At 62.2% G+C, this 26465-nt stretch carries 25 protein-coding genes; 13 read left to right on the top strand and 12 right to left on the bottom strand.

Annotated features, from left to right (window positions below):
- Positions 1-45: 45 nt before the first annotated feature.
- The 9 genes from HGO92_RS02600 to HGO92_RS02560 all read left to right on the top strand — a co-directional run bounded on the left by HGO92_RS02600 (position 46) and on the right by HGO92_RS02560 (position 9256).
- The gene (locus HGO92_RS02600; RefSeq protein ID WP_169991569.1) at positions 46-936 is read left to right on the top strand and encodes a hypothetical protein; all 891 of its coding nucleotides are present in this window, start codon (positions 46-48) and stop codon (positions 934-936) included.
- 315 nt (positions 937-1251) lie between these two features.
- Positions 1252-2766, top strand: a complete 1515-nt coding sequence (locus HGO92_RS02595) for an APC family permease (protein WP_169991567.1) — start codon at positions 1252-1254, stop codon at positions 2764-2766.
- A gap of 55 nt (positions 2767-2821) precedes the next feature.
- The gene (locus HGO92_RS02590; protein WP_169991565.1) at positions 2822-4021 is read left to right on the top strand and encodes a cytochrome P450; all 1200 of its coding nucleotides are present in this window, start codon (positions 2822-2824) and stop codon (positions 4019-4021) included.
- A gap of 40 nt (positions 4022-4061) precedes the next feature.
- Entirely contained in the window at positions 4062-4253 is a 192-nt protein-coding gene (locus HGO92_RS02585) for a ferredoxin (RefSeq protein WP_169991563.1), read from the top strand.
- A gap of 1 nt (position 4254) precedes the next feature.
- On the top strand, positions 4255-5508 hold the full coding sequence (locus tag HGO92_RS02580) for an NAD(P)/FAD-dependent oxidoreductase (RefSeq protein WP_169991561.1): 1254 nt from the start codon (positions 4255-4257) through the stop codon (positions 5506-5508).
- Positions 5509-5542: 34 nt separating this feature from the next.
- Complete coding sequence (locus HGO92_RS02575) at positions 5543-6976, top strand: glutamine synthetase family protein (protein ID WP_205834095.1); 1434 nt, start codon at positions 5543-5545, stop codon at positions 6974-6976.
- Positions 6973-7701, top strand: a complete 729-nt coding sequence (locus HGO92_RS02570; RefSeq protein WP_346768820.1) for an ABC transporter substrate-binding protein — start codon at positions 6973-6975, stop codon at positions 7699-7701. Before HGO92_RS02575 ends, HGO92_RS02570 begins: the two co-directional genes overlap by 4 nt.
- A complete protein-coding gene (locus tag HGO92_RS02565; RefSeq protein WP_169991557.1) occupies positions 7698-8432 on the top strand; it encodes a gamma-glutamyl-gamma-aminobutyrate hydrolase family protein in 735 nt (244 codons plus the stop codon). The genes HGO92_RS02570 and HGO92_RS02565 overlap by 4 nt, the downstream gene beginning before the upstream one ends.
- Positions 8429-9256 carry a gamma-glutamyl-gamma-aminobutyrate hydrolase family protein gene (locus tag HGO92_RS02560; protein ID WP_169991555.1) on the top strand — a complete coding sequence of 276 codons (828 nt, stop codon included), beginning with the start codon at positions 8429-8431 and terminating at the stop codon, positions 9254-9256. Before HGO92_RS02565 ends, HGO92_RS02560 begins: the two co-directional genes overlap by 4 nt.
- Positions 9257-9273: 17 nt before the next feature.
- Here HGO92_RS02560 and HGO92_RS02555 read toward each other — a convergent pair whose 3' ends face one another.
- Positions 9274-9990, bottom strand: a complete 717-nt coding sequence (locus HGO92_RS02555; protein ID WP_169991553.1) for a cache domain-containing protein — start codon at positions 9988-9990, stop codon at positions 9274-9276.
- Positions 9987-10748: an FCD domain-containing protein gene (locus HGO92_RS02550; RefSeq protein WP_169991551.1), complete on the bottom strand. Its 762-nt coding sequence runs from the start codon at positions 10746-10748 to the stop codon at positions 9987-9989. Before HGO92_RS02550 ends, HGO92_RS02555 begins: the two co-directional genes overlap by 4 nt.
- A gap of 172 nt (positions 10749-10920) precedes the next feature.
- On the opposite strand from HGO92_RS02550, the gene HGO92_RS02545 reads away from it, so the two are divergent.
- Positions 10921-12300: an NAD-dependent succinate-semialdehyde dehydrogenase gene (locus HGO92_RS02545; RefSeq protein WP_169991549.1), complete on the top strand. Its 1380-nt coding sequence runs from the start codon at positions 10921-10923 to the stop codon at positions 12298-12300.
- A gap of 95 nt (positions 12301-12395) precedes the next feature.
- Here HGO92_RS02545 and HGO92_RS02540 read toward each other — a convergent pair whose 3' ends face one another.
- The 10 genes from HGO92_RS02540 to HGO92_RS02495 form a co-directional block, all read right to left on the bottom strand.
- On the bottom strand, positions 12396-13394 hold the full coding sequence (locus HGO92_RS02540; RefSeq protein WP_169991547.1) for a metal ABC transporter solute-binding protein, Zn/Mn family: 999 nt from the start codon (positions 13392-13394) through the stop codon (positions 12396-12398).
- Positions 13395-13457: 63 nt separating this feature from the next.
- Positions 13458-13580 (bottom strand): type B 50S ribosomal protein L36, encoded by a 123-nt coding sequence (gene ykgO / locus HGO92_RS02535; protein WP_133409460.1) that lies wholly within the window; start codon positions 13578-13580, stop codon positions 13458-13460.
- Entirely contained in the window at positions 13577-14722 is a 1146-nt protein-coding gene (locus HGO92_RS02530; protein WP_169991545.1) for a GTP-binding protein, read from the bottom strand. Before HGO92_RS02530 ends, ykgO begins: the two co-directional genes overlap by 4 nt.
- A gap of 165 nt (positions 14723-14887) precedes the next feature.
- Complete coding sequence (locus HGO92_RS02525) at positions 14888-15844, bottom strand: purine-cytosine permease family protein (protein ID WP_205834094.1); 957 nt, start codon at positions 15842-15844, stop codon at positions 14888-14890.
- A gap of 373 nt (positions 15845-16217) precedes the next feature.
- Complete coding sequence (locus HGO92_RS02520; protein ID WP_169991543.1) at positions 16218-16472, bottom strand: hypothetical protein; 255 nt, start codon at positions 16470-16472, stop codon at positions 16218-16220.
- A 123-nt stretch (positions 16473-16595) separates the two neighbouring features.
- A complete protein-coding gene (locus HGO92_RS02515; protein WP_169991541.1) occupies positions 16596-17624 on the bottom strand; it encodes a DUF2599 domain-containing protein in 1029 nt (342 codons plus the stop codon).
- 222 nt (positions 17625-17846) lie between these two features.
- Positions 17847-18953 (bottom strand): IS110 family RNA-guided transposase, encoded by a 1107-nt coding sequence (locus HGO92_RS02510; protein ID WP_169991539.1) that lies wholly within the window; start codon positions 18951-18953, stop codon positions 17847-17849.
- A gap of 179 nt (positions 18954-19132) precedes the next feature.
- Positions 19133-19417: a hypothetical protein gene (locus tag HGO92_RS02505; RefSeq protein WP_205834093.1), complete on the bottom strand. Its 285-nt coding sequence runs from the start codon at positions 19415-19417 to the stop codon at positions 19133-19135.
- 138 nt (positions 19418-19555) lie between these two features.
- Positions 19556-21562: a hydantoinase B/oxoprolinase family protein gene (locus tag HGO92_RS02500; RefSeq protein WP_205834092.1), complete on the bottom strand. Its 2007-nt coding sequence runs from the start codon at positions 21560-21562 to the stop codon at positions 19556-19558.
- On the bottom strand, positions 21562-23616 hold the full coding sequence (locus HGO92_RS02495; RefSeq protein ID WP_169991537.1) for a hydantoinase/oxoprolinase family protein: 2055 nt from the start codon (positions 23614-23616) through the stop codon (positions 21562-21564). The genes HGO92_RS02500 and HGO92_RS02495 overlap by 1 nt, the downstream gene beginning before the upstream one ends.
- A gap of 171 nt (positions 23617-23787) precedes the next feature.
- On the opposite strand from HGO92_RS02495, the gene HGO92_RS02490 reads away from it, so the two are divergent.
- The 3 genes from HGO92_RS02490 (at position 23788) to HGO92_RS02480 (ending at position 26434) form a co-directional block, all read left to right on the top strand.
- A complete protein-coding gene (locus HGO92_RS02490; RefSeq protein ID WP_169991535.1) occupies positions 23788-25368 on the top strand; it encodes a helix-turn-helix domain-containing protein in 1581 nt (526 codons plus the stop codon).
- Positions 25369-25449: 81 nt separating this feature from the next.
- Entirely contained in the window at positions 25450-26016 is a 567-nt protein-coding gene (locus HGO92_RS02485; RefSeq protein WP_169991533.1) for an HhH-GPD-type base excision DNA repair protein, read from the top strand.
- A gap of 7 nt (positions 26017-26023) precedes the next feature.
- Positions 26024-26434, top strand: a complete 411-nt coding sequence (locus HGO92_RS02480; protein ID WP_169991532.1) for a hypothetical protein — start codon at positions 26024-26026, stop codon at positions 26432-26434.
- The last annotated feature ends 31 nt before the right edge of the window (positions 26435-26465 follow it).

The following is a 26465-nucleotide window of genomic DNA, read 5'->3' as shown; positions in this document are numbered from 1 at the left end:
GTCCAGCGTGCTGGTCAGACTGTCCGAGGGACTAGGATTTTGCCCATGCAGGACGCGCAGGTTCCCCCTGATTGTGCGGGCCGGCTGGACGGGGCGGATGCGGAAAGCCTCGCAGCGCAGGCCATCCTGGCGCGCCTGCGGGAGCTGGCGCCGTTGCTGTGCCGGGAGTCGGACGGCGACCGGATTGAGCCCAAGTCTCCCTTGTTCCTGCTCGACGAGCGGTTCGCCCCCTCGCACAGTGTCAGCCGCATCGTCCGGCAGTCACTGGCCGCCGTCACGGACAACGCCAACGCGCTGCGGCGGCTGGTATTCGTCGAAGATCCCGGCGGACCCGTCTATTACCGGCAGAATACCCATGCCCCCTACTCGCTGGTGCGGACCATCATCGAGTGCGCGACGACAGTGCTTTGGGCGCTGCTGCCGGAAGATGGGCGCGAACGTTCCCGCCGGAGCCTGGTCCTCATCGCTCGGGAGGTCTTCAATGCCTCGTCCTTTTGGGACGCTTACCTCGAAGAGTTCCGGCCCGGCGAGCATGCCCACGCCGTGGAGTACTTCGACGGGCTGCGCCAAGCGGTCAATGACGCGGCGGAGTCGATGCTGCTGCCGCCGGTTTTTAGCCGGAAGGCGAGCGGTAACTGGGGCTATGCCACGAAGAACCGCACGCAGACGGCCATCCTGAAGGACCTGCGTTCCGACGGCGATGTGCCGGCCGAGCTGATCTTTGTCTGGCAGTTCTGCAGCGGGTACTCACATGGGCTGGAGTGGGCTGCTTCCATCGGGAACAGCTATCCCGATCCAGACCGGGTGCCTGGCCCGGAGCAGCTTCCCGCCGGGAGTATGGAGCAGCTCCGCCGGATCTGCGACGCCGCCTTCGACCTCGTTCCCCGTGCCTGGGAAGCCTACGATCTGAGCCGCCGCGCCTGGCCGGTGCTCTGAAATCCATGCAGCGATAGGGAAAATACGTCGGAAGCGAAGCTTTTTGCTGGTCCGGTCTGCGGCTGCAAATGTGCGCCGTTTCCGGGTCCCTCGCCTTTGAAAGTCCTCTGATTCCACGCGAGAAGAAGCCCGCTGCTTCCGTCTTGGTCGATGGCGCGAGATCCAGCCCTTGCCAGAATAAACATTCATTAGTAGAGTTTTTCAGTGATCGCGGTCACGTGATGTGCATCACGAAGGGACATGGGGGTTCCGCGTTGGGGTACAGACCGCTTCCATCCGACTTACTGCTTTGACTCACCGTTGAGAAGGAGAGCAATGTCTGCCGAAATGACGAAGCCTGCTGGGGAGACCGGCATCGATGAAGATGCCGCACACCTCGCCAGCCTCGGTTACTCGTACGATCAGCAATTCAAGCGCGAAATGACGTTCTGGGGGAATGTGTCCCTGGGCTTCACTTATCTGTCCCCCGTTGTTGGTATCTATTCGCTGTTCGCAGCCTCGCTCGGAATCGCCGGGCCGCCGATGTTTTGGTCGCTGATCATTGTCGGCGTCGGCCAGCTGCTGGTCGCCACGGTCTTCGGGGAAGTTGTTTCCAACTACCCGGTGGCCGGCGGGGTGTACCCGTGGTCCCGCCGACTGTGGGGCCGCAAGTGGGGCTGGATGAACGGTTGGGTGTACCTGTGCGCACTGCTGGCAACCATTGCCAGTGTTGCCTACGGCTCCGGCCCCTTCCTCAGCTCCCTGCTGGGGATGGAGAGCAGTGTCAACTCCGTGATCATGGCTGCCCTGGCCGTCATCCTGCTGGCGACCTTGCTGAATCTTGGCGGCACCAAAGTCCTGAACAAGGTCGCCATGCTCGGCCTGCTCGCCGAGCTGGGCGGCGCTTTGGTAGTCGGTATCTGGCTGATGGTGGCGGCCCGCGAACACGATCTGGGCGTACTGTTCCAGAGCTTCGGGGCAGGCGAAGGTAGCAACTACTTCATCGCCTTTGCGGCGGCGGGACTGATCGGCATCTACCAGTACTACGGGTTCGAGGCCTGCGGCGACGTCGCTGAAGAGGTCCCGAACCCCGGACGCACCATCCCGAAGGCTATGCGGATGACCATCTACATTGGTGGCTTCGCGGCGATGTTCGTCTGCCTGTCCCTGATCCTTGCCGTTCCCGATTTCGGCGCAGTGATCAGCGGCGCCGACGCCGATCCGGTCGGCAACGTGCTGCTCTCGGCTTTCGGACCTGTCGGCTTCAAGGTAGTGCTCGCCGTCGTGCTCATCTCTTTTGTTTCCTGCGTCCTGAGCCTGCAGGCGGCATCCTCCCGCCTGGCCTACTCCATGGCCCGTGACGGCATTCTTCCCGCCAGCAAACTGCTCAGCAAGTTCAGCGAAACCCGCCACGTTCCGCCGTATGCCCTGCTGCTGGCCGGCCTGGTTCCGGCACTGATCGTGATCGGCTCCAAGGTTTCCGAGGATGCCCTGATCACCATCATTTCCTTCGCCGCCATGGGTATGTACATGGGCTTCCAGATGGTGGTGCTCGCGGCGCTGCGTGCACGGCTCAAGGGCTGGAAGCCACGCGGTGCCTTCCAGCTGGGCGCCTGGGGCACCCCCATCTACGTAGCGGCACTGACCTGGGGTGTGCTCGGCATGGTCAACATGGCCTGGCCGCGGACCCCGGAAGCCGGCTGGTTCTCCAACTACATCGTGTTGATCTCTGCGGTCGGCGTCGTCGTAATCGGCCTGGTCTACATGGCGTGGAAGAAGCCCTACCTCAAGGGCGACGCACCCTTCGGCGATGCGGTCCCCGCCGCGCCGGCACATTCCCTCAAGCCCTAACGCGGCTGCCGCGCCTTTCAGTTCCAACAGCAAAGAAAGAAACAGGTTCCACATCATGAGTACGCCTACCGTCCAGGTTCCCTACCTGAACATCTCGGATCCATCGTTCGCCATGCAGTCCGAAGAGCTGCGGGCAGCCCGGGAGCAGAGCTGGTACGCACGGACCAATTACGGCATCGCCGTGCTGCGGTATGACGAGGTCAGCAAGCTGCTCAAGAGTCCCAAGCTCTCGCAGGGTAGCGCCAAGTGGCCGGCGCACAACGGCGTCCACGGCGGGCTTTTCTACGACTGGTGGACCAAGAACCTGCTGGTACTGGAGGGCGAGGACCACCACCGGATCCGGCGCCTGCTCAACCCGGCCTTCTCTCCCCGGCTGATCAAGGACCTGGTGCCGCGCTTCCAAGTCCTGGCGAACGAGCTGATCGACTCCTTCATCGACAAGGGCGAATGCGAGTTCATCCGGGACTTCGCCGAACCCTATGCCACGCGGGTGCTGACCATCCTGCTGGGCATTCCGGAAAGCGAATGGCCGACGATCGCCCGGCTGGCCTCCACCGTGGGGCTGGCGCTGGGCGTGACCTTCAAGCAGGACTTGGACAAGGTGGACGCCGCCGTCGCCGAGCTCTATGAATACGCCGAGGGACTGATCAAGGACCGCCAGGCCAATCCGGGCGAAGACTTCGTCAGCCGCCTGGTACTGGCCAACCGGGACGGAGACCGGCTCAGCGACGAGGAGCTGCGCAACGCGCTGGTCCTGCTGATTTTTGGCGGCATGGACACCACGCGCAACCAGCTTGGACTGGCCATGCAGTCCTTCATGCACAACCCGGAGCAGTGGGAGCTGCTGGCTGAACGCCCGGACTTGGGCGGCAAGGCCGTCGAAGAAGTCATGCGGATCAATCCCACGGTTACTTGGGTGACCCGGGAAGCAGTCGAGGACTTCACCTACCAGGACCTGTTCATCGAAAAAGGCACCACGGTCCACCTGTTCACCCAGTCATCAGGCACTGATCCGAAGGCTTTCCCCAACCCGGAAATGGACCTGCTCGGCGAGCACGCTCCGCACTACGGGTTCGGCGGCGGAGTCCACCACTGCCTGGGGCACTTCGTGGCCCGCGCGGACATGAGCGAGGCGTTGCCGCTGCTGGCCAGCCGCATTGCCCAGCCGTACCTGACCGGCGGGGACGAGTGGCTGCCGGACTCGGGCAACACCGGTCCGATCCGGCTGCCCATCGGCTTCACCAAGCGGTCCTAGCGGCCCTGAACACAGCAATACTTTAGGAAGGACAACACCGATGAAGACCATCGACGTAGACCGCACCCTCTGCGACAACCACGGCCAGTGCGCTATCGCCGCGCCGGACGTTTTCCGGATGAATGCCGACGGCGAGCTCGAGTACGAGGCAACTTTCGACGACGCACTGCTGGACGAGGTGGAGGAAGCCATCGACGTCTGTCCGGTCCAGGCTATCTTCCTCAAGGACTGACATGAGCCGCAGAATAGTCATCGCCGGAGCCTCGATGGGAGGACTGCGCGCCGCCGAACAGTTGCGCGCGGCCGGCTGGGAGGACGAGATCGTCGTCGTCGGCGATGAGACCCACCCGCCCTATAACCGACCGCCGCTGTCCAAGGACCTGCTCGCCGCACCCGGATCCCGCGAGGATGCGCTTGCCGCGGTACAGCTTCGGCAACGCCGCACGGCCACCGATATTCAATGGCGGCTCGGATGCGCGGTTACTGCGGCAGATCTCGCGGCCCGCACACTGACGTTGGATAGCGGCGAAGAACTTGTCTACGACGGACTGGTGATTGCCACCGGGCTCCGACCCAGGCGAGTACCCGTTCCGGGACCCACCGCCGGACGCCACGTGATTCGCCGTCTCGAGGACACTCTGGCCTTGCACGGCGAGCTGACGTCCAGGTCCAAGGTGGCGGTCATCGGCGCCGGTTTCATCGGATGCGAGGCGGCCGCGACAGCTGCCGCCCTCGGCTGCAAGGTCACGCTCATCGAGGGGGCCGGCGGTCCGATGGAGCGCCCGCTCGGTCACGAACTGAGCGCGGGCATCCGGACCTTCCTGCAGACGCACGGCATTGACTGTGTGGCCGGCAAACGGGTCACCGAGTTCCTGGACGTGCCCGGAACCTACACCGAAGGCTCCGGGCGCTGTGCAGGTGTCCGGCTCGAGGACGGTACGGAAGTAGCCGCCGACGTCGTTATTGAGGCCGTCGGCTCGCTGCCGAACGTCGAGTGGCTGGCGGGAAACGGGCTGGACCTCAGCGACGGTGCGCTCTGCAACGAACACCTCCAGGTGCTCGGAGCGGAACATGTGGTTGCGGTGGGCGACGTAGCCCGGTATCCGGATCGTCGCGCCGGCGGACCTGCCCGCCGCGTCGAGCATTGGGCCACTCCGGCCGATACGGCCAAAATCGCCGCGCCGGCACTGGTGGCGGGCCTCAAGGGCGACGTTGTTCCTCAGCCGGCGGCACCGATGCCGTCTTTCTGGACCGACATCTTCAAGACCCGAATCCAAGGAGTGGGCAGCCCCGCTCTGGCCGACACCATCGAGGTTCTCGAAGGCGACCCTTCCCGCCCTTGGGAGGGAACCGCCCTGGCTTACTACCGCGACGGCCGGTTGATCGGCGCGGTGACCGCCGCTCTGCCGGCTGACCGCCAACTGCACTACCGCAAGCTCGTGAACGAATCCGGCATCCCCGCCGGCGCCGACCTGGCTGCCGTCTGACCGGCTTCGCACACTGACGAGAAAGAAGACCATCATGACACTCACCCCCGTACGGCCCGACCTGGCCGCCAACGACCTGCAGCAATCCCTCAACGACCGCGGCGCCTTTGCGCGGCACCAGGAGCGCAACCTGCGTCCCGAAACCGTGCGCGACCTCGGCCGCAAGATCGAGGAGGCCGGCGTCGAGTATGTGTACTACGCGCTGCCGACCATCGGCTCCCGCATGGTGGCCAAGATGGTCCCGGCCAACCACTTCAAGCGCAACTTGGAAAAGGGCATCTGCTTCCACCGGACGGCGCTGTCCGACCTGCAGAATGACCGCCACGGTAACCTGATCGGCGGCGGCATCGAGGCCCGCGAATTCTGGGCACTGCCGGAGCCGGATACATTTGTGGTGCTGCCCTGGGACACCTCGGTGGCGCGGATCTTCTGCACCGCCTACGAGCCCCCGCACCTGCCTGAAGTCGGCGGCCGCCTCCTGCCGATCGACACCCGCTCACTGCTGATCCGCTCGCACGAGGCCTTCACCGCCCGCACTGGCTTCGAGGTCCGCTCCGGAACCGAACCCGAGATGACCTGGGAAGGCCCAGGTCTCGAGGTGGTCAAGAAGCCCGGCACCAGCCCGGCTTACCAGGTGGAGAACCTGGAGCGGATGCGTCCGATCTACAAGAAACTGGTTACCTACGCCAAGGCCATGGGCCTGGACATGATCGAGGGAGACTACGAAGACGACGGCCAGCTTGAGCTCAACTGGATGTACGACCGGGTGGAAAACACCGCAGACCGGCTGGTCACCTACCGCCAAATCTGTAAGCAGGTGGCCCGCGAATTCGGCGTCACCGCCAGCTTCATGCCCAAGCCCTACAACGGCCAGATGGGCAACGGCTGCCACCACAACCTGAGCCTCTGGGACGGGAACACCAACGTCATCGAGGACGACGGCAGGGTGGAACTGCACGTTTCCGAGACGGCCAGGCACGCCATCGGCGGTCTGCTCACACATGCTCCCGGTTCGATGGCGGTCATGGCCAGCACCGTCAACTCCTACAAGCGGTTCTGGGACGCCGGCCAGTTCGCCCCCAGCACCGCAAACTGGGGCTTGGATAGCCGCGGCTGCCTGGTGCGCATCTCCTCCAACGGCCGGATGGAGTACCGGGTTCCGGACGCCGCCGTGAACCCGTACCTGTCGCACACGCTGCTCATTGCCGCGATGGAGGACGGACTGAACCGCCGGCTGGATCCAGGTATGGCCGACGACGGCGGTGCGGACGTTCCGGCCCTCGGCGGCCAGTTGCCGCTCACCTTGGGCGACGCGATCGACGCCTTCGTCTCTGATACGTACCTCACGTCGGCACTGCCGGCGGACCTGGTATCGATCTACACCCAACTGAAGCAGGAGGAGTGGGCCCGCTACTGCGGCGCCATCACTGAATGGGACCGCGAGATGTACTGGGAGACCATTCCGTGAGCCGCGTCGAGACTCTTTCAGCTGGCATCCTGCGTTTGGCCTGTATCGACTCCGAGGCGCCGCCGCTGTTCAACCTGGCCGACGACCACGGCAACCGCCGCGGGTACGAGCCGGAGGCGGCCGAGCTGGTCGCCTCCGTGCTGGGCCTGCGCATCGAGTGGACGTACCTGGACTGGGACGACATGCTCCCCGCCGTGCGCGACCACCGGGTGGATGCGGTCTGGTGCGGCCAGGGCATCATCCCGGAACGCCAGGCCGTGGTGAACTTTACCGACCCGTACGCCGTGTTCGACGAAACCGTGCTGGTGCGCAAGGGCGATCCGGCCCGCTCGCCGGAGGACTTGGTTGGCTACAAGGTCGCGGCGATCGAGGGCAGCGCCAACATGAAACTGGCTGTCACCTTCGAGGGAGCCGAACCGGTCGCCTTCAACGGCGCGGACGTGTTCGGGGAGATGCTGGCGGCCCTGCGCAACGGTGAGGTGGATGCCATGGTGGACGACGACGTCGTGACCGTGCCGCTTGGGGAAGAGCCCGCGTACGATGTCGCCTTCACGCACCCCACGGGTAACCGGTGGGGGATTGGGGTGGCCAAGGACAACCCGTTCCTGCTGGCCGAGCTCAACGCGGCACTGGCAACGGTGGTGGCGGACGGGCGGCTGGAGCGGGTCTGGACCAAGTGGATGCCGCACCTGCCGTACCCGCTGGCGGCGGAGGTAGCAGTATGAGCCGCCCCTTAATCGGCGTTCCGGGCATGTGGTCCAACTCCGTCCACGGCCTGCGCTTCGATGGCGTTGCCGTGGCAGCCAAGGTGCTGCGCTGCATCGTCGCTGCCGGCGGTGAGCCGGTCGTGATGTTCCCGGGAAGCGGCGACAGCGCCGCCGAGCAGGTTGCCCGTTTCGACGGCGTGCTGCTTCCCGGCGGTGCCGACGTGGCGCCCGAGCTTTACGGAGCAGAACCGGACGAACATTATTGGCCCACCGACTACTCTGGCCAGGACGCGTATGAATCGGCCATTATGGCCGCCTGCATCGAAGCGGGAGTGCCGCTGCTGGCGATCTGCCGCGGCCTGCAGCTGCTCAACGTATCCCGTGGCGGCACGCTGCTTCAGCATCTGGAGCCGGGAACCGTGCAGCATAAGGATGCGATACATCCGGTTGCGGTTTCGGAAGGGTCATTGTTGGCAACGGTGGTCGGCAGCGGGCAGGTGGATGTCTCCTCGTACCACCACCAGGCCGTGGGTGCGCTCGGTGAAGGCCTGGAAGTGACGGCGATCGCAGCGGACGGCGTGGTGGAAGCGCTCGAAGCGCCGGAAGCTTCCATGCTCGCTGTCCAGTGGCATCCGGAAGACACCGCAGAGACCAATCCCGCCGACCACGCGCTGTTTGTCTGGGTTGTCGACGCGGCCAGACAGCGCCGTGACGTGGCTGTCGCCGCAGAACTGGCAGGTGCCCGGTGAGTGGGCTGCGGGTCAACCCCGCGGACGTGGTTCCCGCCGCCTTCGAACACCTGCCCGCGGACGCGCCGCGCGTCGCCGTCGTTGTTTCACTGACGTTCCCCGGGATGACCCAGCAGACACTGGAACTGATGGAACGCTTTACGCGTGTCGCGTTTGAAACACTGCTGGCAGCCGGTGCCCGGGCCGAGCTGGTGGACAGTGGTGCGGAACAACTGACTCCCGAAGCGGAGCTGGCAAAGTACGACGGAGTCCTCTTTCTGGGCGGCGGCGATGTGGACGCGTCGTTGTATGGCCATACTGGGCCGGTACGGAATTCCTACGGAGTCGATCTGCGGGCGGACCAGTACTGTCTGGAACTGATCCGCGGTGTGCTGGAGCGGGACCAGCCGCTGCTCGCCATCTGCCGGGGGTCGCAGCTGCTCAACGTAGCTTGTGGCGGCACGCTGATCCCTGATCTGGACCCCTGGCATCTGCACCGCGGGGGACCGGGACAACCGATGTTCCTGGACGAGAAGGTGAACCTGGCTCCCGGCTCGAAGGTGGCGGCCATCCTTGGCCGTCCAACGGTCACCGTGCGCTCGGGGCATCATCAAGCGGTGGGAACTGTGGCAGCTGAACTGCAGGTTGCCGCTTTGGCACAGGACGGTGTGGTTGAAGGTACGGAGCATCCGGGCAAGACCTGGGTGGTCGGCGTGCAATGGCATCCGGAGGACTCGGACGGGGACGCGAATGATCGGTCCCTGTTGTTTGAAGAGTTCGTGCGCCAGAGCAGGCTGAATACGGCGGCTGCGCCGGGCAGGCCGCAGGAGCCGGCCAACGCCTGATCAGTTGATCTGCGCGGTCATCCGGCCGTGCAGATCAGGTGCAGGTTCAGGTTGGGGACGTTCAGCGGTATGAAGCAGAATCCTTCCGGCGCTGCCTTGATCCGTTCCCCCACAATGAAACGTCCGGAGTTGCCCAGGATCACGCGGTTCTGGCCATTCAGGATGGCGGCATCGCCAGGAATCCGGCGGACAATCGGGATGAACTTGTTTTCAATGTCGCGGATCCGGATGTCACAGCCGGTTACACCGATGAAGGTTCCATGGACATAGGTCGGAACGGTACAGGTCATGATGTATTCGTCGAAGCCGAGATAGTCCACATAGGGGCCCGCAATGGATTGCCGGCCGGTTTTGGCAGCGATGGAAAACCAGGGGAGCTGCTCGTAATCGTAAAACCGTTCGCCCTCGGGAGCTAAATCAAAATCGAGTTTTTCAATATTTCCCGAATCAGTTCTGAACCACCATTCCAATACTCCTTCAGCGTCTTTGATTGCCGAGATCGAGAAGATTACTCCCGCGCCGACAACAATGTCATGGGAATTGAGGAACGCGGTGGATATTTCACGTAATCCGGTAATGTCTTTAGGTGATATTTTTATGCCTGCCTGAATTTTTGCTCCGAGCTGTTTTTCCACCGTGTGGGCAGTGTTGTACAGGTCCTGGTACAGCTCGTTGAGCCATGCCTCGATGGCCGTCGCACTGCTGATGGCGCGGGGTGAGGCGGGCGCAATCATGGGATCTCCTCTTCATCGCCTGCATGGGCAAGCGTGAGCTTGGTGTCAATGAGGTGGTAAGTGTTCCGCCGGATATGTTCGACAACCAAACGCTGGGCGTTGTCTGGTTCGTCCGCCCTGATCGCATCCACGATCCGCACATGCTCACGGGCGGCCGTAGCGGGGTCGAACACACCGGCGATTGGGCTCCACAGAAGCTGGCCGACCTCGGATTGCAGGCGGATCTCAAGGGTTGTGAGCCGCGGAGACTGGGCGACCACCGCCAGCTCTATGTGGAAGCGGCTGTCTGATCTCGCCTGTGTTTCGGGGGAATCGGCGTCGGCCAGCGCCTTGGCCAGCTGTTCCAGCCGGTCCAGATCCTTCGGATGGGCGCGGTCACATGCCAGCCGGGCAGCTGCTGCGGCCACGGCAGTTTGCTCGTCGCCGAGATCCCGCAGGTCCGCAATGGAAGTGTCCCGAAGGTACTTCCGCAGCTGCTGCTCCTGGGCCTGCGGGGACTTGACCACAAACGTTCCGCCATTGCGGCCGCGCCGTGTTTCAACCACCCCGCGTTCCCTTAGTTCAGCGAGGGCTTCACGAAGGGTGGCTCCCGCTACGCCGAACATGTCGGAAAGCTCGGATTCCACGGGCAGGCGCTCGCCGACGCGGAGCATGCCCAGGGCAATCGCCGTGGATATCCTCTGGACTATCGCCTCGGACCGTTCCTTTTCGGGCAGGGAGCGATAAATCTGGGACTGCAGCGCCGGCGGTGAGGCCACGATTTTCTCCCTTCTACTGGGCGACAGTTGGACGTCGGGTTTCCGGCGAATCGCTTATGAAGCATTCTACTTTATGGTTGCTGCCACATATCATCCAATTATCACTACGACATATCAAGAAATGTCTCAAATTCGCTGGATATGCAGTCTTCCTGCCGATATTTTTGAAAGCATGACTTACTACAAGAGTATAAATCCTGCGACCGGCGAAACGCTGCAGGAATTCGCAGCTGCCAACGATGAAGAAATTTCCGGGGCACTCAAGAAAACACAGACGGCCTATGATTCATGGCGGCAAAGTGCTGTTCCGGAGCGAACTGCCGTCCTGCTGCGTGTGGCCGAGCTCTACCGGGAGCGCCGGGATGAACTGGCAAGAATCATCAGTTTGGAAATGGGCAAACCGGTCAGCCAGGCCAAGGGCGAAATCGGGCTGGTCGCGGACATTTACGAGTACTACGCAACTGAAGGTCCGGCATTCATGGACGACGAGTTGCTGACCGTCAAGGGTGGCGGAGAGGCCGTTGTCCGTTCGGCCCCGATCGGAGTGCTGCTCGGCATCATGCCCTGGAACTATCCCTACTATCAGGTGGCCCGGTTCGCCGCTTCGAACCTGATGCTGGGAAACACGATCCTGCTCAAACACGCGCGGAACTGCCCGCAGTCGGCGATCGTGATGGAAGAAATCTTCCGGGACGCCGGCCTGCTCGACGGCGCCTACGTCAACATATTTGCGACCAACGAGCAGGTCGCCGAAATCATCGCTGATCCGCGCGTCCAGGGCGTCTCCCTGACAGGCAGCGAGCGTGCCGGCTCCGCGGTGGCGGAGGTGGCGGGCCGCCACCTGAAGAAGTATGTGCTCGAGCTGGGCGGAAGCGATCCGTTCATTGTGCTGGACTCCGAGGACCTGGACGCAACGGTCAAGGCTGCTGTCGGCGGGCGCATGAGCAACGCCGGCCAGGCCTGCACTGCCTCCAAGAGGTTCATCATCGTCGAGGACCTCTATGAAGAATTCGTGGATAAATTCACCAAGCGGATGGCGAGGGTCGAGCCGGGCGACCCGCTGAAGCCCGAAACGCGCTTCGGCCCCCTGTCATCGCAGGGTGCCGCCGAAGAACTGATCGAACAGGTTCAGGATGCGGTCGACAAGGGCGCTGAACTGCTCACGGGCGGCAAGCTTGTCGAAGGACCGGGAGCTTACGTGGAACCGACTGTCCTCACCGGCGTGAAGCCCGGCATGCGTGCCTACTCGGAAGAGCTTTTTGGCCCTGCCGCCGTCATCTACAAGGTGCGGGATGCCGAGGAAGCCATCGAACTGGCGAACGGGTCGCCCTACGGGCTCGGTGGAGCCGTTTTCAGCGCCGATGTAGAGAAAGCCAAAGAAGTTGCCGACCGATTGGACACCGGCATGGTGTTTATCAATTCCGTGGCAGATTCACAGGCCGATTTGCCTTTCGGCGGCGTCAAGCGCTCCGGCGTCGGCCGCGAGCTGGCCAAGTACGGCATGGCCGAATTCGTGAACAAGAAGCTGATCCGGGTGCCTGCCGCAGGTTAGGAAGGGCAGCGGCAGCAGCCTTCAAACGGGCAGTTCCGAGGGCAATGGTCCAGCGTCCAGCTGGAGCATTGCCCTCGGCAGGCATAGTGCTGTTTTCAGGAGTCCAGTGCTGCTTCAAGCTTGTCGATGTTGCCGCTCATCCACTCCACGTAGGAGACATCCTCGGGAAGGGTTTCGGTGAAGTCGACCACCGGCACACCCGTCTCTTTGGCCATTGCCTTCAGACTCTCTGACTGTGGACCTTCCACCTGGCTGTTGTAGGCCAGCAGGACCATGTTTCCTGACGTCACAAGATCCCGCGCTTCCTTGAGTTCGGCCGGGGGAGCGTCGTTCCCGGCTTCGATCGCGGCAACGAACCCCTTCGGCGTCTTGTCGACAAGCCCGATGTCGGTGAGGAGATGCTCAGCCAGCGGCGCGGTGGCGGCGATGGCACTGCCCTCATGCTCCTTGCGTAGATCGGCCATGCGACCTTCAAGGTCTCCGAGATCATCGGTGAACGCCGCCGCGTTGGACTCGTATGTGGAAGTATTCTCGGGGTCCAACTTGGTTAGCTGCGCGGCAATCTCATCGGCGATCCTGGAAATGGCCGGGAGTGAATACCAGACGTGCTCGTTGACCGCGCCGTGGCTGTGATCGTGCTCGTCGGGCTGTGCGGCAGCGGGCTCATCTTCGTGGGCTTCGTGTGCCTGCGCCTCATCTTCATGGGCGGCATCGAGTCCCGATACTTCGAATGCATCGATCACCGCTGCCACGTCCGTGTCTCCCGCGAGCTGTTCCATGAACGGATCGAAGCCACCCCCATTGCGGATGACGAGGTCAGCCTCGGATAAAGCAAGACGGTCCCTGGCCGTGCCTTCGTAAGAGTGCGGGTCCTGGCTAATGCTGTCGATGATCGCCGTGGCCGACACCTTCCCACCGCCGACGGCTTCCGCGATATCGCTGTATACGTTCGTGGATGCGACGATGCTGATCTTGTCGCTGGATGCTGCGGATGCTTGGGTGCCCGCTTCGGATTGGGGTCCGGCGCAGGACGTCAAGGCAACGGCGAGAACTGCCGTTCCGGCGAGTGCCGATCGGCGGAGTTTGGAGTGCATACGAAAAATACCTCGGTGGTTGGACTGTTGTGATCTGGGGGAGTGCTTGAGCTGGCAGATGCTTCAGCCCTGACGGGCTTTCATCCGCGGGTTCTTCTTGTTGATGACGAACGTGCGGCCGCGTCGGCGGACAACCTGCGCGCCGGGGATCTTCTTCAACGCCCGAAGTGAGTTGCGTACTTTCATTTTCTTCTTGGCTCCATTTCTGCGGCTTCTGTGGATTCGCTGGTATCCAGCCCAAAGGGGTCCGGAAACCTACCGGACTGCTGGGCGGTTTCGGCTGGCGTCAGCGCATAGCCATCGAGAAGTTCTCGAAGTTCTTCTGGCCGGATTTCTTCGCCGGTGACGGCTATGACCGTCGCCCTGTCACCGGATTCGGGATCCCAGTCCAGGATTGCGTCCGTGCTTCCGGCCGGGTGGCTGCTGGCGGCATCGGGCAGATCAGCGGCCCAGGGACCGGTGTTCTCGAGCAATACACGCGGACCGATGCCTTGGATGGCGATTCTGCAGGTTGGCGCCGAAGCCATCCACAGGCGTCCACGCAACCAGACGCACCCTTCGGCCAGTTGGGGTAGAGCTTGTCTGAAGCGTCCGGGATGCAGCGGCCGGCGGACTCGGTGCAGAACGGTGGTGTACACGGTGGAAGTGTCCGCAGCCGGAATCCGCACCGTACCGGGCACGGACCGTGCCCGGGCCTCGGCAGCATCGTGGCGCGCCGGGGAGCGAGTTGATCCTGCTTCGATCAGGGTGGAGTGCGGCGCGAGTTCGCGGAGCAGCAACAGGCTTCTGCCCCGGTGATTCCCGGCGCTGGAGGGGAAAGGACCGGCCAGAAAGACCGTATCGCTGAAGCTCAATTCTTCCAGGAGGAATTCACCCGCGGTTCGTTCTTCCTTGCGGGCGGCGGTGTAGCCGGATCCAAACAGTGTGTGCCGGTCCCACATCTGATCTTCCAAGGAGGACGGATCGCATGCCAGGACGACCGCCGCGATCTTAAAGAGGCTCTTCACACCCTGGGTGATTCCGTGGACCGCCATTGACGCGGCCATCGTAGGTGGGAGCCCCATAATGATGTGCTCATAGCCGTCGGCAAGCAGGCGCTCAACCGTCGGTGCCACATCCAACCTCACCGTGCAGCTGAGGCAGCCGTGCTCCAGTAGGTTTTCATGCCGCTCCAGCAGTCGGCCGTCATGGAAAACCTGCCGCACCACGGTGCCGTTTTCCAACAGATCATGGATGACGACGGCGGTATCCACCCTGCCGCTGGAGAGGTGATCGAGTGCCGGGGCGCGGCAGAGCGCGTCCAAAGAACTGACGAGTGTGATGTGCATGCCAGCCAGCATACATGAGAATCATTCTCATTACGACGAATGGGGAATTTCCAACTGCATCCGATGGCCAGCTCTGAAGACCGCTAGCAGGACATAGGAAAACGGTCGGCGTAGCTGGTGTACCAACTATGCCGACCGTCCTCAGCGACCTGCCTGATCGAAGGGTTAGGCCTGCGGCTGCAACGTTCTGGTGCGGCTTGCCAGCCGGAGGCCGGCATAAATGGCGGCGGCCAGCAGTGGTGTGACCAGCGTTCCCACCGTCGATCCCCAGGCCAATCCGGACTGGATCAGCCCGATACCGATGGCGGCCGAAACACACCACGCGGCGACGCCTGCAGTGTTTACTGTCGGGAACGAACTGTCGGGCAGGTGGCCGGGTTCAACGGGCCTGCCGGAGCGCCGGTCCAGCGCAATGTGCGTCAGGGCGATCGCCACCCAACCGGTGACCAGGGCGCCCTGCCAGGACAGAGCCACCAGGAGGTACTGCACCACGGGCAGCAGCATCAGCAGGAAGATGATGCCGGCGCCGAGGAGGTTCCAGACAATTCGCGGCAGCTTCACTTTGAAGGCACGCTCGCCGAACTCCCGCAGGTTTGAGATGCCCAGTGCATAGTTGGCGGTGTTGATCCGCGTCTGCGAAACAAAGACCACCAGGAGGCCGAAGAGGCCCATGAGGGAGACCAGTCCGCCGGCCACTCCGGTCTCGGTGGCTTCAAGGCCCGGGATGGTGAAGGTCAGGAAGATCCCGATCAGGGCGTTTGCGCCGAAGGCCAGCGCGTAGAACAGCCAGCCGAAGGTGTACCTCTTGTGGAATTTCTCGTCCCGGGGCCGGCCAAGGGCAGCGAAGTCCATGGTGTACATCATGAGGATCCAGACGCCCATGAAGGCGGCAAAGGTGCCGAGCCAACCCGGACCGCCCTCGGCGAGCCCGAGTGCCGGCACCGAGTGCGTGAGCCAGTCATCGGAGAAACCGTGGGCGGTTCCGGCCCAGATGACGGCGGCAACCAGACCGCCCCAATACACGGGCAGCAACCAGCCGTTGATCTTGTCCAGCCAGCGCTGGATTCCGCCGGCGACCAGGGGCAGGGTGTACACGACGACGACGGCGTACCAGAGTGCCATCGGTCCGCCGAACTGTGCCTGGAACGCGAAGGCGAGGATGGCGCCTTCGAAGACCGCGTAATAGACCGCCGTGGCCGCAAAGATGATGGTCGCCAGCAGCGCACCCGTGCGGCCGAGGAGATGTTCCTATAGGCAAGTCTTACGGTGTTAAGTCCTCTGGTTGCACTCCGCCGGTCGAGGGAAACGTGTCTTCTTTCGATAGACGGGAGGGATCAGGGCCGGGACTTGGGCGGGCGGTCCTGAGGCGTGTCTCCCACTTTTTGTCGCTTGGTTCCCCACGGCTATCTACTGGCGGGGCCTACTAAGCGATATCCATCGAGCTTTGTCATAGGTTGGTGTCTGGCGTCGGACCCAACTAATAGCTCAACCGCAGCTAAGCGGCGGTGGTTGTTCGATTCCTTTTCACCAGCCCGAGTACGAGCAGGACCACTCCCGCGACGAACACTCCAGCACCGCTTATTATCAGCGCCTTTTCAGTCGGGTTTATCGCCACTACACGGCGGAAAACCTCGGGTTCTAGCTTCTCCTGCAGATCCTCTAAGTACATGAAGCGCGAGAAGGCCGATGTCCACATGGCAAATTCCAAGCTGAGTGCCACGAGGATAAGTGCAATGCCGATGATAAACATGGCCTGAACTTTGCTAATCATTGGTGCCCCCGTTAGATATTGATTTGAAGTGAAATAGAGGCGGGTTGTTGGGCCGCCATGGATCCGCAGCCCAACAACCCTTTCAGTTATAGCCGGGTCGCCCTAAGACCAGTAGCCGTCATAGGGGTTGCAGCGGTACTTGGTGAGGGAAGTCGCCCAGTTGATCGTCGGCCTCCAAGACTCAAGGTTGTATTCCGGAAGCGATGCAGGGTAGCCAGCAATATGACAATAGAACTGCTCCTGAATTGAGTTCGTCCACCGCCAGGAATTCGATCCTAGCTTTGTGCGGACTTCGTCACGATGTGCCCACCAAATTGTCGCGTCCCGGTTTTGAGTCCCCCAGTAAGTGGGGCTCACATTGATCTTGTATCCCTGCGACGTGAAGGTGACATACGGAGAGTAGTAAAGATCGATTCCGAACCATGGATCTGCCACCACGGGGTATGCCACATCATTAGAGGCCGTATGAGCCACTACCTGAACAAGCGACGTGCCGGCCACCTCATAGTGGGTAGCGATATCTCTCCCCGAGGAATCCTTCGCCCACGGAGCCGCTACTCCACCGAGGTACTCACCTTTGTTAGAGACAATATCGACACCACCGTCGGGACGTAACTCTAGTGATGCACCGGAAGCGACGCCGAGTCCGTACCGATAGCTCGTTGGCGCAGCGGAGGAGGTTATCGTAGTTGCGACCTGCAGCGATCCGTCTTCCTTCGGCAGAGCGCTGGTAATGCTACCGTCACCGTTGTCGAACTGCACCTGCCCATCGGAACCAGCGACAGCTTTCGCCTTTTTCTCGGATGCTGGCAGGTTAACCCGAATGGTTGTCTCATCTGAGCGGATGACGGCAGGTCGAGATGAGTCGCTGGGCAGCGTTACGTCTCCATTTTGTGTAGACATCGGACCACTCGGAGCGCCCCGAAGGTCATCAGCCATCAACGAGCCCTCAAGGACCTCCGGCGCCACAATTGCCAAGGTTCCGTGCTCCTGGGACTCTTCCGCTTGAGCAGGACCTAGACCCGCAAGCAGAAGAACCGCAGCGGTTCCCGCTGACGCCACTAAGCGTCGTTTGAACGTATGCAATTTTTCCCCTAATAGAAATTGAGACCTGATGGATCGTTTATCCATCGATACGACTTCACATAAGAAATTCAGTGAAGTCAACGCTGTTCTAGGTGGAGAAGCCGGGTGATGCCTGATCGTGATCAGCGATTCCGCAATTCGGGAAAATGCTGTGGGAAGTGGACTAAGCCATCCAGAGCTGATAGCTACAACTGCGGATAACTTAGGTATCCGTCGTCGCGTCGCTGTCAGCGAAGCACTTTGACAGAGGCGAAACTCTTGCGTCCTTCAAGCAGCTGACCCAATTGAAACATTCGTATCTGGAACTATCCGTGTATGCAGTTGGAGGTCCTTTTTCAAGGCATAGTAGAGCTCTCTGGCGACGAATCGTTTGAGGCTCCTGATCACGTCGGACTTTGAATGTCCCTGACTCTGTTTGCGCTCAAGGTAGGCCTGAGATCTCGGATCGGACTTTAGCCGCCCGACGGTGATCAGGTAGATGGCTCTGTTGGCTTGGCGGTTGCCGCCTCGGTGTAGCCGCATCCGGTGCGATTTACCGGACGCGACCGGTATCGGCGCCACCCCGCAGAGCCGCGCGAAGGCTGCTTCGCTCGGAAAACGGCTAATGTTCTCGCCTGCGGTAATAAGCAGCTGGGCTGCGCTAACCGGCCCCACTTGGGGCAGGGTCATGGTCGTCGGCGCGACAGCGGTGACGAGGCGGTTGAGGTGCTTGTCGACATCGTTGATCTGCGCAGTGAGTTCAAAGGCCCGGCGACCAAGTTCCCGTAGGGCGTACTTTGCTGCCTGCTCCGGCTCGTCCAGCCTGACCAGGTCGGGGCGAAGCGATCTTGCCTGCATAGCTTTGGCCTGTAAGGTCTTGGCGTTGAGGCGTCCGCGCAGGGCGGCAGGGGCTGTAACCAAGATGTCGCGCAGCTGCACGAGGGTAGCTGTCCGTGATTTCACGGCCGAATCACGGATGAGGTGGAGGTTTCTGATCGCTTCGACGGCTCCGGTGGTGTCTTTTGCCGGTGAGGAACACTCTCCGGAGAGGACTTTACGTGCGGCAGCTTCTGCATCGATGACGTCGTTCTTCCCGGATCGGCTGCGGACGAGCGCATGCCCCCGATTCACCTCGAGGACATCCAAGCCGGCGGCAAGAAGATGACGGGTAAGTCCCGCCCCATAGGAGCCGGTGCATTCCACGCCGACCGCGCTGATGGTGCCAAAACCGTCTGCCCAGTCCAGCAGTTGTTGATAGCCGACCAAGTCAGTGGAGAAACGTCGATCGCCAAGCATCTGCCCGTTGGCATCCAACGCGGCTGCGTGGTGGACGAGTGAGTGAGTATCCACGCCGATGGTGACGGCTCGGGTAGGGCGCTTTGTCACAAGAGTCATGTTTCTCGTTCCTGTCGATGGCTATGGAGGCGAGCACGGTTGACCGGGCCGGGCGGACAAAGCACTGAAGAGCTAAGCTGCACGTTCCTATCAAGTCACAACTCCCGTCCGGCCCGGTCGCCCATGGTGAGTGGCAGAGGAACGGAACCGACATATCTCCTCCTGGACAGTTCCAGCAGTCAATGCTGGCCGTCACGCAGCGGGTAAGTCAGGAACCCCTCCCCTGCCACATGGCATCCATCATTCCTCAGTGCGCAGCGGGAGAACTGGGCGACGGTCAGGCCGTTTCGCAGTGCGTAGCCGGCCAGGACGCGGTTGATGAGGCCGTAGCTGAGGATGGTCAGGCCCAGACCGATCAAGGCGTCCCGGGTGCCGTAGGCCTGGGCGAGTGCGGCGCCGATGTAAACGAAGAACATTGCGCTGACCAACCCGTACCAGGCCATGGTGAGTGAGCCGCGGCTCATGCGGGTTGAATTGCTGGTTTCCTGAGGTAGTGCTTCGGTTGATGACACGGTTGTCTCCCGTAAGCGGGCATGGCGCCAGGAACAGACGTCCCTGACGCCATGCTGTGAGGATGGATTAGGGCCTTTTGGCCGGGTGGTTTACTGCCAGTGGGCGGAGGAGCGCCTGCCCATCAGCTCGCGGTACTGCTCTGTTGTGGTGGGATAGAGTTCGCCGGTTCCCCAATCGAGAATGACGCCGTAACGCCGGATCACGTCGAGCATGTGCAGTTCGCCGCTGCGGTACTTTTCGGCGATAGCGGTTGCGTCTTCGGTCAACCATCCAAGGCGCTGGCTGCGGATGTCGGCGCGGAGCTCATCGCTTGCTGTTTCGTCGATCTCGAACTGGTCCAGCTCGGCGTCGATCTCACGGATGACGACGCCGTAGTCCGCCGCCGCGCGCTCGATGGAAACGTAGCCGTCGATGACATCTTCGACAACCTCCGCATATGAACGCTCCAGCGGGTCACCGTAGCCGCCGCCACCTGCGGACGGCCGGGTGAACGAGTCGCCAGACTGAATCGGTACTGAAGAGAAATTGGAGCCGAGGAAACGTTCGTCGGCCGTGCCCTTGTTGAGCCAGACGCCGTGCGGGATGGAAGGCAGGCCGCCTTCGATGCCCCAGGTGATGGAGCGGGCGCGGTCACAGCAGTAGCTCATCACGGTACTGGTGGCATCGGTGAGGGTGCCGCCCTTTTCAATACCGAGCCCGCCCCGGAAGCGTCCGGGTCCGCCGGAATCAACGGCAATCTGGTGGACGGTGGTGAGGACGGGAGAGAGGCGCTCCTGCCCTTCCACCGGCTGCACAGCGAGGCCCGGGCCGAAGACCGGCGCCGTAGCGCTGGCGCCGTCCTTGCTGGCCCTGCCGCCCCAGCCGCCGGCCATCCAGTCGTACCACATGAAGTAGGGGTTGTCGGAGGTGCGGTTGTCCCGCCCGCCGACCAGCAGATACTCCAGGTTGAAGGCACACGCCATGGCACGTTCTGGCATGATCTGGGACCACAGTTCGAAAATGCCGTTCATGAGCTTTTCATACGGGCCGGAACAGAAACCGGTGACGGCGTAGGGCCAGCCCGCGTTGACTACGGTTCCTTCCGGTCCGATCTCGGCGTCTACGGCCGCGTAGAAGCCGGAGTTGAGCGGAACGTCCGGGAAGAAGGTCTTGGTTCCCGCGTAGATGGCGGAGTGCGTGGTGCCGTAGCCGGAATTGAGGAACGTCTCCACGGCCGGTGCCGACCCGGTGAGGTCGTAGTGGATTCCCTTACCATCGAGCGTCAGCTTGATGTGGATGGGGACCAGGCCCTCGCCCTTGCCCGGGTCGAAATCGATGTAGTCCACAGTTTCCCACTGGCCCTGCGGCAGGGTTTCGAGCCGCCGCCGGACAATCCGTTCCACGTAGTCCTGCGTCTCCTGCATGGCAGCCACGACGGTGTCCTTGGAGTACTTGTCCACCAGGCGCAGGACCTCGCGCTCGCAGACCGCTGTCGCCTCGGACTGGGCCTGGAGATCGCCCATGGCCTGCTGCGGCGCCCTCGTATTGGAAACCAGCAGCTGGGCAACATCGTGGAGGAAGATGCCTTTGCTCCACACGCGGACCGGCGTGATGCGCAGCCCCTCGCCGAAATGTTCCTTCGCATTGACGTCGAACGATCCGGGGACATTGCCGCCGATGTCAGCCCAGTGGCCCTTGTTCTGGGCGAAGGCAATCACTTCGCCTTCGGAAAACACCGGCCTGATAAAGCTGACGTCATTGAAGTGGGTGCCGCCGCGGTAAGGGTCGTTGATGGCGAAGACGTCGCCTGGGTGGATGTCCGTACCGAACTCTTCGAGGATGGCCTTGCACTGGAAGTGCAACGTCCCCACATGGACGGCGATGTCCCCGCTGCCCTGCATCACGGTATTTCCTTTGGCGTCGCAGAGAGCGGAGGAAAAGTCGCGGGAGTAGATGACAAAGGAATAGCAGGTGCGCAGGATCTGCTCGCTCATGAGGTCCACGCTGGTGGCGAAGGCGTTCTTGAGGACCTCGAAAGTGACAGGATCCAGGCCCGAAGCCAAACGGGCAGCGGAATGCGCGGAATGCGTGTCGGGTGCCAGTACCGTGTCGGTCATTACTTGGCCTCCTCGTTCTTGAATTCGGTCAGATGGATGCGGATGTTCAGCCATTCATCGATCTCGGCGGTTGTCCGCGGCGGGACCACGGTGGTGGAGTCCAGCTGGTCGATGATGGCGGGTCCGAGAAATGTGGCGCCGGCAGGCAGCGCCGCGCGGTCGAACACCGGGGTCTGTACCCAGCCGTCCGCGCCGAAGTAGACGGGCCGCACGGATTTCGGTTTGCCCGGATCGGCCAGGAGCTCCTTCTCCGGGGCGAACGAGGGCTTGGGGGTCTTGCCGATCGCGGACAGCTGCAGCTGGTAAATCTCCACCGGCTGGTTGTCCTGGCGGAAGGCGAACTCGCGCTCGTGCTCCTGGTGGAAAGTCTGGATAGCTTCCTCAAGGGCGCCCTTGCCGGAGCCCATGGGAACAGCGAGCGAACGCCACTGACCCTGGTAACGCATCGAGATGACCCGCTGCAGCACCGAGTTCTCCTCGTCGACGCCTTCATGGCGCAGCCGCGCGGTGGCCTCGGTTTCCAGGTTCAGGAACTGGGCTTCGAGATCCTCGGGATCGGCTTCGGAAGCCAGCGCCGTATACATGGCGGACAGGTCGTGGCGGATGTCCACGAGCAGGCAGCCCATGGCCGAGGTGACGCCGGGGTTCGGAGGTACGACGACGGTGGGAATGTTCAGCTCGCGGGCCACCTCGGCGCCGTGTAGGGCGCCGGCGCCGCCGAAGGCGATGAGCGCAAAATCCCTCGGATCGTAGCCGCGGCGGATGGAGATCAGACGGACCGCGTCGGCCATGTTGGCGTTGGCGACCTGCAGGATTGCTTGGGCAGCCTCTTCATCGCTCATACCCAGCGGACCGGCGATGACGCGGTTGACGGCGTCCTGGGCGAGGCCGCGGTCCAGGCTCTTGGCGCCGCCGGCCAGCGTCGTGCCCAGGCGGTTGAGCACCACATTCGCATCGCAGTTGGTCGGCTGGTCGCCGCCGGTGCTGTAACAAGCCGGTCCGGGATCCGCACCGGCCGACTGCGGTCCGTTGCGGAGGGAACCTGCGATGTCGATGTGCGCCAGAGAGCCGCCGCCGGCTCCGATGGTCAGTACTTCGATGCTGGGGAAGACAATCGGGTGGCCGTATTCAACCTGCCATTCCTTGGTGATGCGCAGCTCGCCCCCGGATACCAGCGCAATATCCGTTGACGTACCGCCCATGTCGAGGCCGACGGCATTCTCGTAACCGCACTGCTGCGCCACGTGCTTGGCTGCAATAGCGCCGGCGGCGATACCTGAAGCGGCCAGTCTCACCGGGTAGCGCTTCACCATCCGCGGCGTCATCGATCCGCCGCCGGAGTGCAGCAGCAGCAGGTCCCCGCTGTAGCCGCCGCCCTTGAGCTCATCCGCTAGCCGGTTGACGTAGCCGGAAACCAGCGGGGCCAGCACCGCATTGGAAACGGCGGTATTGAAGCGGTCGTGCTCGAAGATCTCGGGCAGGATCTCGGCTGACGTCGAGACCGTGGCCTCGGGGAGTTCCTCTTCCAGGATCTTGCGCATGCGCACTTCATTCTCGGCGTTGGCATACGAGTTGATGAAGCAGACCGCGATCGTGGTGACGCCGCGCTTCCGCAGCAGGGCAGCAAGGCGACGGGCATCGTCCTCGTCCAGCGGCGTGATGACGTTGCCTGCGTAATCCACGCGTTCGGTGACCTCGAAGCGGTCGCGGCGGCGAATGTAGGGGCCGGTGACGTCGTTGTAGGCATCCCACAGGTCGTCTTTGGTGCCGTCGCGGATTTCGATCACGTCGCGGAAACCGCGGGTGGTGACCATAGCCGCCGTCGGGAAGTTGCGGGTAATGAGCGCGTTGGTGGCAACGGTCGTCCCGTGTGAGAAGAGCGAGACATCGGCCAGATTGATCTCGGCACGCTTGACGCCGTTCATCACGGCCAGCATAGGATCCTCAGGCGTGGAGGGGACCTTCGTGACCCGCATGCGTTGTGTTTCTTCGTCGAAGATGCAGACGTCGGTGAACGTCCCACCAACGTCGACGGCGACTCGGACATTAGCCATCTTGTGATTCCTCCAAGGATGTGGTTTCGCGTAGCCACTACGATCCAGTGTGACCCAGCTCTCTGTCACTGGAGGAACTGAAATACCATGGAAGCGCAATTGTAGTTTTTACAATCACCGCCCGGTGGCTTTCCGATCGGCACCGACGGCAGATTCTCAAGGACGTATTCGATGGATGCAAAACCCGCCCTTTCGCTCTCCGATGTCGTCGGGCAAGACGGTTTGGGGCTGCAGGCGGTCGTGCCGGGGGACCCGAACGCCGTCGTTATTGGAGCGCATACCAGCGAGATCCATGATCCGGCGAAATGGTTTGAGCCGGAAAGCGTCATGCTGACCACAGGGCTGCGTTTTGTCGGAGCCGAGAGCGATTCGGCGCTGGCAGACAGGCTGGTCGCGGAATTGAAGTCGGCCAAGGTGGCGGCGTTGTTTTTCGGCGTGGGAGTGTATTTCCAGGAAGTGCCCCGCACGCTCACGGCTGCGTGTAAACGGGCGAACTTCCCGTTGTATACGGTGGCGGCGGAAGTGCCCTTCCACCACATCGAGAATTTCATCAACCAGTCCAAACTCTCGCCGGACTCCTACGTCCTCAAGCGTGCCATGCGGTTGACCAACGACCTGCTGCAAAGAGTTTCCGCCGAGAACCCGGTCCAATCGCTGATCGCCAGGCTTGGTTCGGTGTGCCGCGGAACCGCGGTGTTGTACGAGGACTCCGGCCGGATCGTTGAATCAACGGGCGAAGGCCCGACTCATCTGATCTGGAACGAATTGCGGGATCAAAAGCAGGTGTCGGACCGGATTTCCATTGGCCGCTGGGAGGTCATGGCCCGCCCGCTGGTGCTGCGCGGGAACGGCTACTGGCTCGCCATCGCGAGTAGGAACACTGGGGTGATCGATGAACTGGGGGAGATGCTGCTGGAGACAACCCAACGCCTGCTCGGGGCGATCAACGGCATCAGCCAGTTCTCCGTTTCGAAAGAACGCCATGAAAACGCCCAGTTGCTCAGTATGCTCCAGGACGGCATTCCGGTGGCAAGGGAATACCGGCACTGGGAACGGATGCGCCCGTTTCGGTTTGTGCCGTATGAACGGGTTCGTGCCGTCGTCGCAGCAAATCTGGAGCAGGAGCCGATTCCCGCTCCACTGGTGGAAAGACTCCTGCAAAGGGCTTCGGTCAGCGGTTTGGGTCTGCTGCTGGCGGAAAACGGCCGGACGCCGGAGAGCCCGCCGGGATTCCATGCACTGGTTTCTGACACCGCGGCGCTCGAGGCTTGGCTGGGATTGGCGGAGGATGTGTTCATTGGGCTTTCCGAACCCTATTCGGATCTTGCCACCACACCGGACGCCTTCCGGGAGGCCGATACGGCCGCTGGAATCGCTCGCCGGAGGGCGAGAGCAGCCGGCGCGAACGGATCCGGCGGCCGGTGGATCGTTCGGTTGGACGAGGTGGATCCGGTGACCTGGCTGCTGGCCAGGCGGCAGTCGCCGCAGGATTCGGACAAGCTGGGCAAGTTCGTCCAGGGGCTTGACCGGGACACGGAGCTCAGGCAGACAGTCCTGTGGTACCTGGCCCGGAACCTGGACATAGCGCAGGTTGCCAAGATGCTCTTCGTCCACCCGAACACCGTCCGTTACCGGTTGAAGAAAGCCGAGGATCTCATCGGCGGCCCGCTCTCCAGCTCGCGGATCATCGCGAATCTTTACCTGGCCTATCACGAGGACATCCTCGCGCTCGAAGAGACCGACCCGGTGTGAGGGAGGCACCGGGGCGTTCGAAAAGCGTCCGCGGTGTAGCTTGGGGATAGCCAATGACAGTTTCCGAGGGGAGCCCTGACCATGACCGATCTTTATCTGTCCGGAGATCCGGTTGCTGATGATCTGCTGAACGCCAATCCGTTCGCCCTGCTCACGGGCATGCTGCTCGATCAGCAGATCCCGATGGAAGTAGCCTTCAGCGGTCCGGCGAAAATGGCCGAACGCATCGGCGGCCTGGATGCGCAGCAGGTCGCACAGCTGGATCCCGAAGAGTTCCTCGAAGTATTCCGGCAGAAACCCGCCGTCCACCGGTTCCCTAAGTCCATGGCCGGCCGGGTGCAGGATCTCGCGCGGACAATCGTTGAGGATTACGACGGCGACGCGTCGCACATCTGGACTGCCGGAAATCCGAGTGGCGCTGAGGTGCTTGCGCGGCTGAAAGCGCTGCCCGGATTCGGTGAGCAGAAGGCGAAGATCTTCCTAGCGTTGCTGGGCAAGCAGTTTGGGCTGGAGGCCTCCGGCTGGCAGGAGGCGGCAGGGGACTACGGGCGCAACGATGTCGCGATGTCGATCGCCGACGTCACCGGGCCGGAGTCGCTTGTCGCAGTGCGCGAATTCAAGCGGCAGCAGAAGGCGAAGAAGAAGTAGCGATAGGTTGAGCAATTACTTTATCGTCTCGGTCTTGTTGCTCGTGTATCGAGGGAACGGCAATGCCGTGCTTGTTTCGCGTCGCTATCCTAACGACAAATATCCGTCCGATATGCTGCCGGAAGTGCGGCTCCGTAAGGGGAGCGCCCCTCATGAAGCGGCTGTCGCTGATTTTGAAAAATCTACTGGGCTGACATTAGGAAATCTGGCTTATAGGGACGCCTTTATACGCGGTGGCACCGGACTGGTGCTGGTATGTACCAGCAGTCTTACGGATGGCACCGAAGTTGTGTCGCGTTATCCGCAAGAAGAACTATATGAATGGTTAAGCAAAGAGCAGCTTCTAGGGATGAGCGATAGGTATGCCAACTATGGGCATGCTATGGAACATTGGCCATTTGCCGACGATAAGTGCTGATTTGGTTCAAGATGAGTAGCCTTAGGATCTG

It is taken from the genome of Crystallibacter degradans, from assembly GCF_012952295.1.
Lineage (GTDB): Bacteria > Actinomycetota > Actinomycetes > Actinomycetales > Micrococcaceae > Crystallibacter > Crystallibacter degradans.
Note: the sequence above shows the minus strand (reverse complement) of the source record. Positions and strands in the feature narration are given on the sequence as shown.